This is a genomic window from Arthrobacter sp. UCD-GKA, assembly GCF_001863355.1.
Lineage (GTDB): Bacteria > Actinomycetota > Actinomycetes > Actinomycetales > Micrococcaceae > Paeniglutamicibacter.
Window position 1 is genome coordinate 72,359 of sequence record NZ_MOLR01000008.1, and the last position, 14,943, is coordinate 87,301.

Annotated in this window: 11 protein-coding genes; 7 read left to right on the forward strand and 4 right to left on the reverse strand. The window is 69.1% G+C overall.

The features are described from left to right. Positions 1 to 31: 31 nt before the first annotated feature. A complete protein-coding gene (rfbA, locus tag BLJ79_RS14475) occupies positions 32 to 916 on the reverse strand; it encodes a glucose-1-phosphate thymidylyltransferase RfbA (RefSeq protein ID WP_071215465.1) in 885 nt (294 codons plus the stop codon). A gap of 56 nt (positions 917 to 972) precedes the next feature. Between rfbA and rfbB the strand changes: the two genes are divergently transcribed. Both rfbB and BLJ79_RS14485 read left to right on the forward strand, forming a co-directional pair. Then, positions 973 to 2,019, forward strand: coding sequence for a dTDP-glucose 4,6-dehydratase (gene rfbB, locus BLJ79_RS14480; RefSeq protein ID WP_071215466.1), 1,047 nt, complete (start codon positions 973 to 975; stop codon positions 2,017 to 2,019). Beyond that, positions 2,016 to 3,431 carry a sugar nucleotide-binding protein gene (locus BLJ79_RS14485; protein ID WP_071215467.1) on the forward strand — a complete coding sequence of 472 codons (1,416 nt, stop codon included), beginning with the start codon at positions 2,016 to 2,018 and terminating at the stop codon, positions 3,429 to 3,431. The genes rfbB and BLJ79_RS14485 overlap by 4 nt, the downstream gene beginning before the upstream one ends. On the opposite strand, the gene BLJ79_RS14490 is transcribed toward BLJ79_RS14485, so the two are convergent. From BLJ79_RS14490 to BLJ79_RS14500, 3 genes are read right to left on the reverse strand one after another with little or no spacing between them, the layout of a single operon-like run. Continuing rightward, the gene (locus BLJ79_RS14490) at positions 3,413 to 5,848 is read right to left on the reverse strand and encodes a transglutaminase TgpA family protein (protein WP_071215468.1); all 2,436 of its coding nucleotides are present in this window, start codon (positions 5,846 to 5,848) and stop codon (positions 3,413 to 3,415) included. The two genes, BLJ79_RS14485 and BLJ79_RS14490, sit on opposite strands and share 19 nt — an antisense overlap. Beyond that, complete coding sequence (locus BLJ79_RS14495) at positions 5,845 to 7,269, reverse strand: DUF58 domain-containing protein (RefSeq protein WP_071215469.1); 1,425 nt, start codon at positions 7,267 to 7,269, stop codon at positions 5,845 to 5,847. The genes BLJ79_RS14490 and BLJ79_RS14495 overlap by 4 nt, the downstream gene beginning before the upstream one ends. 32 nt (positions 7,270 to 7,301) lie before the next feature. Further along, on the reverse strand, positions 7,302 to 8,282 hold the full coding sequence (locus BLJ79_RS14500; RefSeq protein ID WP_071215470.1) for an AAA family ATPase: 981 nt from the start codon (positions 8,280 to 8,282) through the stop codon (positions 7,302 to 7,304). A 184-nt stretch (positions 8,283 to 8,466) separates the two neighbouring features. Between BLJ79_RS14500 and BLJ79_RS14505 the strand changes: the two genes are divergently transcribed. The 5 genes from BLJ79_RS14505 (at position 8,467) to BLJ79_RS14525 (ending at position 14,677) form a co-directional block, all read left to right on the forward strand. Then, entirely contained in the window at positions 8,467 to 9,426 is a 960-nt protein-coding gene (locus BLJ79_RS14505; protein ID WP_286135428.1) for a TatD family hydrolase, read from the forward strand. 321 nt (positions 9,427 to 9,747) lie between these two features. Next, positions 9,748 to 10,845, forward strand: coding sequence for a resuscitation-promoting factor (locus tag BLJ79_RS14510; protein WP_286135429.1), 1,098 nt, complete (start codon positions 9,748 to 9,750; stop codon positions 10,843 to 10,845). Between the two features lie 185 nt (positions 10,846 to 11,030). Continuing rightward, positions 11,031 to 11,912, forward strand: coding sequence for a 16S rRNA (adenine(1518)-N(6)/adenine(1519)-N(6))-dimethyltransferase RsmA (gene rsmA / locus BLJ79_RS14515; protein ID WP_071215473.1), 882 nt, complete (start codon positions 11,031 to 11,033; stop codon positions 11,910 to 11,912). Further along, positions 11,909 to 12,850 (forward strand): 4-(cytidine 5'-diphospho)-2-C-methyl-D-erythritol kinase, encoded by a 942-nt coding sequence (locus tag BLJ79_RS14520; RefSeq protein ID WP_071215474.1) that lies wholly within the window; start codon positions 11,909 to 11,911, stop codon positions 12,848 to 12,850. The genes rsmA and BLJ79_RS14520 overlap by 4 nt, the downstream gene beginning before the upstream one ends. 18 nt (positions 12,851 to 12,868) lie before the next feature. Further along, entirely contained in the window at positions 12,869 to 14,677 is a 1,809-nt protein-coding gene (locus BLJ79_RS14525; RefSeq protein WP_071215475.1) for an ABC-F family ATP-binding cassette domain-containing protein, read from the forward strand. Positions 14,678 to 14,943: the final 266 nt, after the last annotated feature.

Consider the following 14,943-nt stretch of genomic DNA (forward strand, 5'->3'; position numbering starts at 1 on the left):
GCTGCCGCCGGTCGCCTCCGGCCGGCGATCCCTAGTGGTAGGGGTCCTCGAAGTCGTGGGCCAGCAGCGTGCGCAGGTAGGCGCCGTAGCCGCTCTTGCCCAGTTTCGCCGCACAGGCCTCCAACGCCTCATCGTCGATCAACCCGCGGCGCCAGGCGACCTCCTCGGGAACACCGACCTTCAGCCCCTGCCGGGCCTCGATGGTGCGGATGAAGTTCGAGGCGTCGTTGAGCGAATCAAAGGTCCCGGTGTCCAGCCACGCGGTGCCGCGGGCCAGCACGTGCACGCGCAACGAGCCTTCCTCCAGGTATTGGCGGTTGATGTCGGTGATTTCCAGTTCCCCACGCGCCGAGGGCTCCAGGTCCCGCGCCCGGTCGATCACCGAGTTGTCATAGAAATACAGCCCGGGCACCGCGTAGTTGCTGCGCGGCTTGGCCGGTTTTTCTTCCAGCGACACCGCGGTGCCCGCGGCGTCGAATTCCACCACGCCGTAGGCGCCCGGGTCCTTGACCCAGTAGCCGAAGATCGATGCCCCGGAATCGGCATGGAAATCGGCAAGCTGCGAACCGAAGCCCGGGCCGTAGAAGATGTTGTCGCCCAGCACCAGGGCCACCGGGCCGTCCCCGATGTGTTCGGCACCGATGACGAAGGCCTGGGCCAGCCCGTCGGGCGAGGGCTGGATGGCGTAGTCGATGGTGATCCCGAACTGCGATCCATCTCCCAGCAGCCCGCGGAACTGGTGTGCATCGGCTGGGGTCGTGATCACCAGCACCTCGGTGATTCCCGCGAGCATCAGCGTGCTCAACGGGTAGTAGATCATGGGCTTGTCATAGACAGGCACCAGCTGTTTTGAAATCCCGTGCGTGATCGGATGCAAGCGCGATCCAGTTCCCCCGGCAAGTATGATCCCCTTCATGGCCCCATCCTAGGCACACCTAGTCATGGATGGGGAGGGGAGCTAGCCTTGCAATCATGAAAAGAATCCTGGTTACCGGGGGTGCGGGATTCATTGGGGCCAACTTCGTGCACTATTTGATCGAGCACTCCGATGCGCATCTGACCGTCCTTGACTCGCTGACCTATGCCGGAAACCTGGCCTCGCTGCAGGGAGTCCCCGGGCCGCGGCTCACCGTGGCCATCGGCGACATCACCGATGCGCCGCTGGTCGACGAACTCGTCGCCGTTTCCGACGCCGTGGTGCATTTTGCCGCCGAGTCGCACAACGACAACTCGCTCTTCGACCCCAGGCCGTTTGTGGACACCAACGTGCTGGGCACCTACACCCTGCTCGAGGCGGTGCGCCGCCACGAAAAGCGTTTCCACCACATCTCCACCGACGAGGTCTACGGGGACCTGGAACTCGATGACCCGAACCGGTTCACCGACACCACCCCCTACAACCCCTCCAGCCCATACTCGGCCACCAAGGCCGCCTCGGACCTGCTGGTGCGGGCCTGGGTGCGTTCCTTCGGCGTGCGGGCGACCATCAGCAACTGCTCCAACAACTACGGCCCCTACCAGCACGTGGAGAAATTCATCCCGCGGCAGATCACCAACATCCTGGCCGGGGTCCGGCCCAAGCTCTACGGCACCGGGGCCAACGTCCGGGACTGGATCCACGTGGAGGACCACTCCTCGGCGGTGTGGGAAATCCTGAACCGTGGAACGGTGGGCAAGACCTACCTGGTCGGCTCAGACGGCGAGAAGTCCAACCGCGAGGTCCTCCGGTCCATCCTGGAGCTGATGGGCCAGGACCCCGACGCGTACGACACCGTCGCCGACAGGCCCGGCCACGACCTGCGCTACGGGATCGATGCCTCGGTGCTGCGCACCGAACTCGGCTGGCGCCCGGCACACCGGGACCTGTCCTCCGGGCTGGCCCACACCATTTCCTGGTACCGCGAGAACGCGTGGTGGTGGGAGGGCACCAAGGCCGGGACCGAGCAGCGCTACCTGCTCCAGGAGGCCGCGCACGCGGCGCAAGGCATCGCGGCACCGGAGAGCGGGGCGGGGGAGTGAACAACGCGCCGATCGTGCAAGAAACCGGGATCGCCGGCCTGCTGCTGGTCCACCTGCCGGTCCACGAGGATGCCCGCGGCTGGTTCAAGGAAAGCTGGCAACGCGCAAAAATGGTGGCGGCCGGGCTGCCCGATTTCCGCCCCGTGCAAAACAACGTCTCCTTCAACCGGCTGGCCGGGACCACCCGCGGCATCCATGCCGAGCCCTGGGACAAGTACGTGGCGGTCGTCGGCGGGTCCGTCTTCGGCGCCTGGGTGGACCTGCGCGCCGGGGCGGGCTTCGGGGCGAGCTTCAGCGCCACGCTGGGCCCCGGGCAGGCGGTGTTCGTGCCGCGCGGGGTCGGCAACGGCTTCCAGACCCTGGAACCGGACACCGGATACAGCTACCTGGTCACCGAACACTGGTCCGACAAGGCCCGTTCCGGGTACACCTTCCTGAACCTGGCGGACCCGGCCGCCGGCATCCCCTGGCCGATCCCGCTGGCCAAGGCCACCGTCTCGGACGCCGACCGGACCCACCCGATGCTCGATGCGCTCACCCCGGTGGCCCCGCGCAAGACCCTGGTGCTCGGCGCCAACGGGCAGCTGGGCCGCGCCCTGGCCGCCCTGGCACCCGTCGACGGCAGCTACGAATTCGCCACCCGCGGGCAAGTGGACATCACCGATGCCCGCCAGCTGGCCGCCCTTGACCTCTCCGGGTACCGGGCGGTGATCAATGCCGCCGCCTACACCCAGGTCGACGAGGCCGAAACCCCGGCCGGGCGCCGGGCCGCCTGGGCGGCCAACGTCACCGCCGTGGGGCAGCTGGCCGCCGCCTGCACCCGGCACGGGACCACGCTGGTGCACCTTTCCAGCGACTACGTCTTTGACGGGGGCAAGCCCGGCTACACCGAGGACGACGCCCCCTGCCCGCTCGGGGTCTACGGGCAGACCAAGGCGGCCGGGGACGCCGTGGTGGCCCAGGTGCCCGGGCACTACCTGGTCCGCACCAGCTGGGTGGTCGGCGAGGGGAAGAACTTCGTGTCCACCATGGCGCGCCTGGCCCGCGCAGGGGTGGACCCGAGCGTCATCGACGACCAATACGGACGCCTCTGCTTCGCCAAGGACCTGGCCGCCGGCATCGTGCACCTGCTGGATTCGCAGGCTCCCCACGGGACCTACAACCTGACCAACGAGGGAGAAGCGGTCTCCTGGGCGCGCATCGCCGCCGAGGTCTTTGCGGCCCTGGGCCACGACCCGGGGCGCATCACCGCCACGAGCACCGATGCCTACCGGGCCGGGCACCCCTCCATGGCCCCGCGCCCGATGCACAGCACCCTGGAGCTGGCCAAGCTCAAGGCCACCGGATTCACGCCCCGGGACCAGTTCGAGGCCCTGGCCGACTACCTGTTCACCTACGTGCCCGAGGCGTAGCCGAAGGGCTCCAGCGGGCGCGGGGCAAAGAGCGAACGTGGCCACAGCGCCCGGCCCAGGCGCTCGCCGGGACCCATCCCGGCGGACAGGGCGTGTCCCACCCCGGACAGCGCCTCGGCCAACACCGCGGCGTCCGGCTGCCCGTGCCCCGGCGCGTAGCGCATCCGCTCGTAGGCCCGGGCCAGGACGGACAGGGGCGCTGCGGCCTGCGGCAGGATGCGGGCCAGCCGCCGGGCATAGTCCCCGGCCGATTCGTCGTGGCGCATGGGCATCGAATGGTCCAGACCCAGGGCCACCACTTCGGCCCAGGCCGCGGCGGCACCGGTTTCCCTGCCGTAGTGCTGGTCGATTTCACCGGTCCGGCGCATCCGGGACAGCCTACCGGTGCGCTGGATACGGCGGGCCGCCCACGGACCGGCCCCGGCCAGCAGCACGATCAGCGCCAGCGGCAGCAGGCCGGAGAAGGGGGTCCCGGCATCGGGGCCGGATCCCGGGGCCGCCGCCGGGGCGCTCGAAGAGGACTCGGCCGATGACGGCCCGGAGGAGGAACTGGACGGGTTGAGCAGACGCGGGTCCTCGGCGGAGCTGGCGGTGGACGCCGGAAGGGCCGGCGCGTAGGCCGGCGGGACCCCGCGCCCCGGGGTCGGCTCGAAGGCGACCCAGCCGGCGCCGGGGAAGTAGAGTTCCGGCCAGAGGTGGGCGTTGCGCGAGTTCACGATGTATTCGTTCAGTTCGACGCCGTTCTGCCCGGTGATCTTCACCCCGGTGGGGGTGCCGGGGGAGTAGCCGGTGACCAGGCGGCTGGGGATGCCCAGCTCGCGGGCCATCAGCGCCATGGTGGAGCCGAAGTGGATGCAGTACCCGGCCTTTTCCTGCAGGAACGCGTCGATGACCTTCATCCCGCTGCCGTCGTAGCCGTCCTCCACAGGGGTCTTTTCCGAGTAGGTGAACACCGTGGAGCGCAGGTAGTCCTGCACGGCCACGGCCTGCTCGTACTTGTCGCCCCCCGCCTGGGCCACCGCGTCCCTGGTGGCCTTGGCCAGCGAATCGGGGGTGTCCTGGGGCAGCGCCAGGTACTCCGGGTCGACCTCGGCGAAGAAGCCGCCGGGCATCGAGGTCGACAGCTCCCGCAGCGACTTGGCGGTGATCTCGGGGTTCACGCTCATCACGGTGTAGTCCTCGGCCTCCGGGGTGGATCCCTTCGCGGCGCGCAGCGTCCCGGTGTCGGGGCTCCAGCCCCAGGAACCATCCAGCCCGTTCAGGGTGATGGCGTTGGCCGGCAGGGGCATCCACGCTCCCCGGTACTTGTCGGTGGCCACGCGGGTGAAGGCCGGCTGCGCGGACTCGAAGACCGTCGGGAAGGCACGGGTCACCAGGTTCTCGGTGGCCGGGACCCGGTAGATCTCCGGATCCGGTTCCCACCTCTCGGCCGTGAGGTCCGCGATGACCGAGGTGCGCAGGTAGACGGGGGCGAGCGAATCAGTGAAGTAGTGCAGCACCGTTCCCGAGGACCTGTTGCGCAGGTCGTTGCCCAGGGCGACCATCGGGTCGATGTTGGTGGCCAGCTGGCCCCAGGAGGGCCGGGTGCCCTCGGTGAGCATGCCCTTGGAGAAGCCGGGAATGGCCGAGGGCAGCACCAGCAACGTGGCCAGCGCCCCGGCGATGATCGCGGTGCCCTGCAGCAGTGCCGAACGCGCCCCGGGCCGCGGGGTTCCCCGCGGCCCGGAGCCCGGACCGCCGAGCTCCATGGCCCGGCGCCCCGACCCGGCACCGTCCTGCCAGCGGGACGCAGCCAGGACCAGCAGGTAGCCCACCGCGGTGACCGACACCGTGCCGATGCCCGCCCCGTGTGCCTCGAAGAGCGAGGAGATCGACAGCAGCATCGCCAGCGGCAACCCGGCCAGGGCCGCGGCCCGGATCTCGAAGGCCAGGGCGTCCACCGCCAGGGCCACCGCGGCGGCCCAGACGCACACGGAAAAGACGATCACCCCGGTGCTTTGCACCGGGGGCACCTGGGAGCCCATCTGTTCGTTGGCAAGCGCCCACACCCGCAGCAGCGCGCGGTAGGTCGAGGCCGTGGGCACCACGCCCAGCCAGGCGGTGTTGGCGAAAAACAGGAAGGTCAGCACCAGTACCGCCACCACGGCCCCGGCCGCGGTGCCCAGGTAGCGGCGGGCACCCAGGGCCCGGACCAGGTTGGCGGCCAGCACCACGGCGCCGACCACCGTGGTGACCTGCAGCATCCAGCCCCAGTCGCTGACGACCCCGTGCAGCGAGGCGGCGGCCCCCAGCACGCCCACCAGCACGGCGAAGGCGCAGAAGGCGGCGGCCGGCAGGCTCCGGGCCGGTGCCCGGCGGCGTGGCGCCGGCGGGTCGGGGTTCGGGACCCGTGGCTTGTCCAGTGTCGGTGTGCTCATGAGGTGCGCCCCAATTCGGCCCAGGCTTCGGCGAGCGTGGATTTCGGGTTGACCGCAACGGCAGCCCAGCCGGCCTGCCGGAAGCGGGAGATGACCGGGGCGAGGTGTCCCTCGCGATTGGCCACGCACAGCACCGTGACCTTGCTGCGGGCGCCAACCACCTCGAGCCAGCTGTCGGCCTGCGCCTCGGTGAGTTCGCCCAGGATCAGCACCAGCCGGTCCCCGCGTTCGCGCATGCGTTCCTTCAGGGCCGCGGCCAGCGTGGCCCGGGCCGGTTCGCGGCGTTCCCCGGCGGCGTCCTCGAGTCCCAGCGCGGCCAATGCCTGCTGCATCCGCGCGGTGGCGTGGGGCCCGGCAAAGAGCTCTGCGGAGTCCTCGGTGCCCGAGGCCGAGACCGCGTTGATGGAGGTGCCGCGGTGGTCGATCAGGTCGATGCCGAACCCGGTTTGGGCCAGGTAGGCGCCGATGCCCAGGGCCGCGTGCAGCCCCCATTCGAAGCGGCGGCTCGAGTCCTTGGGGGTGGAGGTGAATTGCGGGATCTTCAGCACCGGTTCGGCACCCACGCCCTGGGCGAGGAACGCGGCGCGGGAGCGGTCCAGCATCAGCACCGCGCGCGGGGTTGCCCGGTAGTCCTCCTGGCGCACCATCAGCGTGCCCTTCCGGGCGGTGGCCGGCCAGTGGATGCGGCGCACGGTGTCCCCGGGGCGGTATTCGCGGGTCATCACCTCGAAGGAGTCCGGGGTCAGCCGGCGGTTCGAGGCTGCCTGCCCGTGGGAGCCGTGCTCGCCGGGAATGCCGGTGGGTTCGAGCATCTCGCACACCGGCAGCGCCAGCAGCGCGCTGGGCGCATCCAGGGCCGCGGGCCGGGAAGCCAGCCCGAAGACGTCGCCGACCTGGGCGCGGACCGGCCCGATGGAATAGATGCCGCGGGTGGCCAGGCGCAGCCGGTATTCGTACCAGCTGCCCGAGTCCCCGGSGCCGGGGACGGCGGTGCGCGAGGGGAAGCGGAATTCCGGGCCCGCCCCGAAATCCTCCGGCAGGGTGTCGCGCAGCGTGAGAGGTCCGGCCCCGCGACCCTGGTGGGTGATGTGCAGCCGCACCCGGACCCCCGAGTCGGTGGTGGCCTGCTGCGGGTTGAAGGTCCGGGTGACGGCCAGCTCGGAATTGCCAAAGCGCAGCAGGAAGGCCGCCAGCAGCGGAGTGAGCAGCAGGAACAGGGCGATGGCCAGCAGCTCGCGCCGGCCCATCAGGAAGGCCAGCAGCAGGGATATCGCCCCGGCGGCAAAGAGCCCCCAGCCGCGCGCGGTGAGGAATCCGAGATGGACCTTTTCGCGCAGCGTTGCGGGTTTTTCTGCGGTGATCCACCGGTTGCCGGATGGGGATTCGCGGAACTCGTTGGGTTCCGCCGACGGGATGCTCATGGAGGTCGCTGCCTTGGCCTGTGATTTACCGGCTAGCCGCGGGCCCCGGCGCGCACCGGTATCGCGTTGAGGATGGACACCAGGATCGATTCGGCGTTCGAGCCGGCGGCCTCGGCCCTCCGGTGCAGGATCAGCCGGTGCCCCAGGACCTTCGCGGCGATGTTTCGCACGTCCTCGGGCAACACGTAGTCCCGGGCGTTGAGTGCGGCCTCGGCCTTGGCGGCGCGCAGCAGCTGCAGCAGGGACCGCGGGGAGGCGCCCAGGCGGATGTCCGCGTGCTCGCGGGTCGCCCGCCCCAGGGCCACCACGTATTCCTTCACCGGGTCGGAAACATAGACCGCGGCCACGGTGTTGATCAGGGTGTGCAGCGAGGCCAGGTCCAGGACGGGGCGCAGGTCGTCCAGCGGCGAGGTGGACTGGTGGGTCTCGAGCATCGCCATCTCGGCAGCGGCGTCCGGATAGCCCATGGAGATCTTGGCCATGAACCGATCGCGCTGTGCCTCGGGCAGCGGGAAGGTCCCTTCCAGCTCGATGGGGTTCTGCGTGGCGATCACCATGAACGGGCTTTCGAGCATGTGGGTGGTCCCGTCGACGGTGACCTGTCCCTCCTCCATGCATTCAAGCAACGCAGACTGGGTCTTGGCGTTGGCCCGGTTGATCTCGTCGCCGATCACGATGTGCGCGAACACCGGGCCGGGCCGGAACTGGAACTCGTGGGTGTTCTGGTTGAAGATCGACACCCCGGTCACGTCCGAGGGCAGCAGGTCGGGGGTGAACTGGATGCGGTGCACGGTGCAGTTCACCGACTTGGCCAGGGTCTTGGCCAGCATGGTCTTACCGACCCCCGGCACATCCTCCAGCAGCAGGTGGCCCTGGGCCAGCAGGACGATCAGCGCGGTGCGCGCCACCTCCGCCTTGCCGTCGATCACCGTGGCGATACCGGCCAGCACTTCTTCGCAGACCCGGCCGAATTCATCGGCCGGAAGAATCTGGGACTCGGTGGAAAGCGACATGCAAGGTCCTCCTGGAACGCATCCGTACGGTGGAAGGTATGTAATTCTCCTTTCCAACGATACCGTCATTGGCGTGCGCTGCGTCACGCCGGGGCGCACCGGTGTGCCGGGCCGCGTACGCTGGATGGGCCAACGGCCATCGGCCCGCAAAGCCGGGTCACTAAGCGAAGGAGGAGAGGGCGCCATGCCAGTCTCAAAACAGCAAGCGGACCTCGGTGCCACCCTGGGCGTGCCGGCCGCCTACCTTCGGCCCGATGCCGGGCACGAACCGGGGGCCCCGAACCGCAGCGGCCAGGACGAGCACGGCAAGAAACGCAACCTCTCCTACCCGCCGGCACCGGCGCCGCTGCCCTTCGGCGTCCCGGACAACCACACCCACCTGGACTTCCGTGACGGCTCGGTGCACGTCACCGTCGCCCAGGCCCTCGACGCGGCCAACGCGGTCGGTGTGCCCGGGGTTGTCCAGGTCGGGTGCGACGTGGAATCCTCCGAGTTCGCGGTGCGTGCGGCCACGGAGGATTCCCGGGTGCTCGCCGCCGTGGCGATCCACCCCAACGATGCCGCGCGCCTGGCCGAGGCCGGGGACCTGGACGCGGCCATTGCGCGCATCGAGGATCTCGCCGCCCACGAGCGGGTGCGGGCCGTGGGGGAGACCGGACTCGATTATTTCCGTACCCGGGAGCCGGGCCGCCCGGCCCAGGAGCACTCCTTCCGCGAGCACATCCGCATTGCCCGCGAGCATTCCAAGGCCCTGCAAATCCATGATCGTGACGCACATCTCGATGTGGTGCGCGTCCTGCGGGACGAACCGCTTCCCGAGCGCGTGGTCTTCCACTGCTTTTCCGGCGACGTGCAGCTGGCCGAGATCTGCAACGAAAACGGCTGGTACCTGTCCTTCTCCGGCACCGTGACATTCAAGAACTCGCACGACCTGCGTGCGGCATTGTTGGTGGCCAGGCCGGAATTGGTGCTGGTGGAAACGGACGCCCCGTTCCTTACCCCGCACCCTTACCGGGGACGGCCGAACGCCAGTTACCTGATCCCGCAAACCGTGCGCTTCATGGCCGAAACCACGGGGGCGGACCTCGAGGAATATTGCCGCGCCCTGGCCGCAAACACCCGGCGCGTCTACGGGGACTTCTAGCCGGTTTCATGCACAAGGCAAGCACGAAGTGCTTGCGGCCTTATTACGATTCGGTTACGGTTGATCTTTAGTAGCCGGGATCGGGGAAGGTTCCCGGGTGCATTTGATTCTGCACGGGGCGTGTTCGCAAGCGCCCCGGCGCAACATCGATGAGATGAAAAAGAATTGGATTGTGCTCGCACCAACCAATGAGCACACGGTGGGCTGCGCCCGGTTTTTCGCCGGGGGCAACCGTTCACCCACCGTGTGGCATTGCTGCCCCCGTGCCCGGGATCGACCGAAGTTTGGAATCCTGTGCAGAATGCCCTTAAGAATCGCTGGGTGAAAGTCGGCGCGCAAGCAGCCGTTTTGACCGCGTTGATCCTCGGCCTGGTCATGTTCGTCGGTGCCGGCAAGACCATTGCCGTGGCCATCGACGGCCAAAGCCAGTCCGTCTCCACGCGCGCCGCCACCGTTGGCGATGTCTTGAAGGACTCGGCAATCCCCGTGGGGGACCGCGACGTGGTCACCCCGTCACTGGATGCACCGGTTGCCGACGGCGCCCTGATCGACATCAAGCGCAACAAGTCCGTGAACGTGAGCATCGACGGCGTCGACCGCGTCGTGCACACCACCGGACTGACCGTCGCCGATGTCGTGGACCAGCTGAACGTTTCGGAAAAGGCACAGATCGGCCAGGGCCCGGCACTCGCCCTGGCCTCCCTGTCCACCGCGATCGACATCTCCACTCCCAAGGACGTCTCGATCAAGGTCGACGGCAAGACCAAGAAGCTGAACACCACCGCCGAGACCGTTGAAGCGGTACTCGAAGAAGCCAAGCTCACCCTGGGCAAGGACGACGAACTCAACGCCAAGGCCACCGACGCCGTCACCGACGAGATGAAGCTCAAGATTGTGCGCGTCGAGACCAAAACCGTCACCAAGACCAAGGTCGTTGCCCACGGCACCGACACCACCAAGGACTCCGACGCCCTGGTCGGCTCCAAGAAGACCCTGGTCAAGGGCAAGGACGGCGAACGCACCCTCACCTACACCGTGACGCTGCGCGACGGCAAGGAAACCGACCGCAAGCTCGAGAGCGACAAGCTCACCACCAAGGCCGTAGACGCCGAGGTGTCGGTGGGCACCAAGCCCAAGCCGAAGCCCAAGTCCACCAGCACGCCCGGCAGCGTTTCGGCCACCTGGGCCGCGCTGGCCAAGTGCGAGTCCGGCGGCAACTGGTCCATCAACACCGGCAACGGCTACTACGGCGGGCTGCAGTTCTCCGCCAGCAGCTGGCGCGGGGCCGGCGGCGGCAAGTACGCAGCCCTGCCGCACCAGGCCACTCCCGCCGAACAGGTAGCCACCGCCGAGGTGCTGCGCCGCAGCGGCGGCTGGGGCCACTGGCCGGCCTGCTCCAGCAAGCTGGGCCTGCGCTAATACCAACACCCAGGGCACTTGCCCCCGGGGCGCCGGCATCGCCGGTGCACACAAGAACACCAGGACCAATGGGTTCCGCCGACACCGGGCGGGGCCCATTGGCCATTTCCGCCAACCGGCCGTCCCGGCCCGCCGGGGCAAACGCCCCGGTCGGCGGTCGGCGGGCCCTGAACTAAGATTGAAACGTGACTTCCGTAGAATCGACCCCGCCACCACTGCTCGGCGCCACCGAGATCCGCCGCCTCGCCGGCGAACTCGACGTGCGCCCCACCAAGACCCTGGGGCAGAACTTCGTCATCGACGGAAACACCATCCGGCGCATCGTGGCCACCGCCAAGCTGGACCCGAACGAAACCGTGCTGGAGGTCGGGCCGGGCCTCGGCTCGCTGACCCTGGGCCTGCTGGATGCCGCCGCCCGCGTCGTCGCGGTGGAAATCGACCCGAAGCTCGCCGCCCGGCTGCCGCAGACCGTCACCGAAATGCGCCCGGAGAAGGCGGATAACCTCACGGTGGTCCTCTCCGACGCCATGAAGGTCACCGAGCTGCCGCACGCGCCCACCGCGCTGGTGGCCAACCTGCCCTACAACGTCGCGGTGCCCGTGGTGCTGCACCTGCTCGAGCACTTCCCCTCCCTGCAACACGGACTGGTCATGGTCCAGGACGAGGTCGCCGACCGCATGGCCGCGGGCCCGGGCAACAAGACCTACGGCGTGCCGTCAGTCAAGGGCGCCTGGTACGGCACCATGCGCAAGGCCGGGGTCATCGGCATGAACGTGTTCTGGCCCGCCCCCAAGATCAACTCCGGGCTGGTCGGCTTCGAACGCGGCAACCCGCCGCAGACCACCGCCACCCGCCAAGAGGTCTTTGCCGTCATCGACGCGGCCTTCGCCCAGCGCCGCAAGACGCTGCGCGCCGCCCTGGCCGGCTGGGCCGGATCCCCGGCGCTGGCCGAGGCCGCGCTTGTGGCCGCCGGCGTGGATCCGCAGGCCCGCGGCGAAAAGCTCGGCATCGCCGAATTCGCCGCGATTGCCGAGGCCAAGGTCGCATCCGTACCCGGTACCCCATGACCCACACCGTCGTTGCCCGCGCCCCGGGAAAGATCAACTGCTACTTCAGGGTCGGCCCGCCCCGCGAAGACGGCTACCACTCGGTGGCCAGCCTGTACCTGGCCGTCTCGCTCTACGAGGACGTCTCGGCCACCGCACGCGCCGACGAGGAAATCCAGGTCTTCCTGCACCCCGATTCCACCGCGGTCGCGGACCCCGAGTCCTTCCCGCTGGGCCCGGACAACCTGGTCGTCAAGGCCGCACTGATGCTGCGCGAACACACCGGGCACTACGCCGGTGTCGATCTGTGCATCACCAAGCGCGTGCCCATCGCCGGGGGCATGGGCGGGGGATCGGCCGACGCCGCCGCCGCCCTGGTGGCCTGCAACGCGCTGTGGGGCACCGGGCTGAACCGCGAGGAACTGGCCCGGCTGGGCGCACGCCTGGGCGCGGACGTGCCCTTCGCGATGCAGGGGGGCGCCGCCGTCGGGCTGGGCGTCGGCGACGAGCTGGCCCCGCTGCTGCTGCGCACCCGCACCGACTGGGTGCTGGTCCCGGCCTCCTACGGGCTGTCCACCCCCAGGGTCTACGGCATGCTCGACCGGCTGCGGGCCAACGAGGAGGTCACCACCCCCGTCGAGGTCGACCCGGCAATGGTCGGGGCGCTGCTCGACGGGGACCTCGATGCCCTGGCGCCGCTGCTGGCCAACGACATGACCCGCGCCGCCCTGGCCCTGGCCCCCGAACTCGGCGTGGTGCGCGACCTGGGCGAGGCCGCCGGCGCGCTGCACGCCCTGGTCTCCGGATCCGGCCCCACCCTGGCGCTGTTGGCCCGCAACCCGGACCATGCGGCCCAAATCATCACCCAGCTTTCGGATGAGGCGGGCGTGGCAACGCTGTCCGTCCATGGCCCGGTCCCCGGCGCCGTCATCCTGCCCGCCGTCATCGAAACCCCTTAACAAAAGGAGCACCACACCGTGGCCCACCTGCTCGGCGCCGAAAACGTCTCGATGTCCTTCGGCACCCGTACCGTCCTTGACTCGCTCTCGCTGGGACTCGAGGACGGGGACCGCATCGGCATGGTCGGGCGCAACGGAGATGGCAAGTCCACGCTGATGCGCCTGCTGGCCGGCCGCATCAGCCCCGACGAGGGCCGGGTGACCAAGCGCGGGGACGTGCGGGTGGCCTACCTGGACCAGACCGACGTGCTCGACGGTGCGCTCAGCGTCGGCGAGGCCATCGTGGGGGAGGCCGCGGACCACGAATGGGCCTCGAACCCGCTGGTGCGCGAGGTCATGGGCGGGCTGGTCGGCGAGGTCGACTGGCACGCCGAGGTCAACTCGCTCTCCGGCGGCCAGAAGCGCCGCGTCGCCCTGGCCAAGCTGCTCATCGGCGACCATGAGGTCATCATGCTCGACGAGCCCACCAACCACCTCGACGTCGAGGGCGTCGCCTGGCTCGCGGCGCACCTGAAGAACCGCTGGCGCGCCAATGCCAACGGCCTGCTCGTGGTCACCCACGACCGCTGGTTCCTCGACGAGATCTGCACGCGCACCTGGGAAGTGCACGACGGCACCGTGGATCCGTTCGACGGCGGCTATGCCGCCTACGTGCTGGCCCGCGCCGAGCGCGACAAGACCGCCGCCGTGGTGGAGAACAAGCGCCAGCAGCTGGTCAAGAAGGAACTGGCCTGGCTGCGCCGCGGTGCCCCGGCCCGCACCGCCAAGCCCAAGTTCCGCATCGAGGCAGCCAACACGCTCATCGCCGACGTGCCGGCGGCCCGCGACACCGTGGAACTGAACAAGATGGCCACCGCCCGCCTGGGCAAGGACGTGCTCGACCTGGAGAACGTGTCCCTGGACTTCGGGACCGGCAAGCCGCTGTTCAACAACATCACCCTGCGCCTGGCCCCGGGCGAGCGCCTGGGCATCGTGGGCGTCAACGGCGCCGGCAAGTCCACGCTGCTGCAATTGCTCAACGGGCAGATCGAACCCACCTCCGGGGTGATCAAGCGCGGCAAGACCGTGAAGACCGCGATCCTCACCCAGGAAGTCAAGGAGCTCGACGAGATCAAGGACATGCGCCTGATCGAGGTCATCAAGGCCGAACGGATGTCCTTCGAGGTCGGCGGCAAGGAAGTCTCCGCCGGGGCGCTGGCCGAGCAGCTGGGATTCGGCACCGACAAGCAGTGGACCCCGGTCAAGGAGCTCTCCGGTGGCGAGCGCCGCCGGCTGCAGCTGCTGCGCCTGCTCATCGGCGAGCCGAACGTGCTGATGCTCGATGAGCCGACCAACGACCTGGACACCGACACCCTGGCAGCCATCGAGGACATGCTCGACGGCTGGCCCGGCACCCTTGTGGTGGTCAGCCACGACCGCTACCTGCTCGAGCGCGTAACCGACCACCAGCTGGCGCTGCTGGGCGACGGCAAGCTGCGCGGTCTGCCCGGCGGCGTCGACCAGTACCTGGAACTGCGCGCCGGGGTGCACGGCACGTCCAACACCGGGGCACCCACGGACAAGACCGGCCCCGCCGCGACCCCGGAGGCCGCCGGACCGACCGAGGCCGAAAAGCGTGAGGCGCGCAAGGAACTGAACCGCGTCGAGCGCCAGATGGGCAAGCTCGAATCGCTGATCAAGAAACTCCACACCGAGATGGCCGTGGCATCCGAGGCCATGAAGTTCGACCAGGTCGCCACGCTCAATGCCACCTTGCAGGGTGCACAGGGTGAGAAGGACGAGCTGGAGCTGGCCTGGCTGGAGGCTGCGGAGATGCTCGGGGAGTAGCCGCCGGGCGCTCAGGGGGCATCGGGCCCGGGGGCGGACACCTGTTCGAAGCCGGGCCGATGCCGCCGATCCGGCTGTTCCCTCGAAACGAGCAGTGCCGTCAAGGTGCTCGCAAAAGACCGGCACCTGTTCACGAGCACTGTTCATGGGTTTCGCCTCAGTGTTGATTAATGGTGTTCATGTCGGTAATCTCGATCAGACTCGGACCACTGGGGGGACGGGGCTCGTCGTGAATTTGGGGAAATTACGTCATGAGTCGTTTGCGT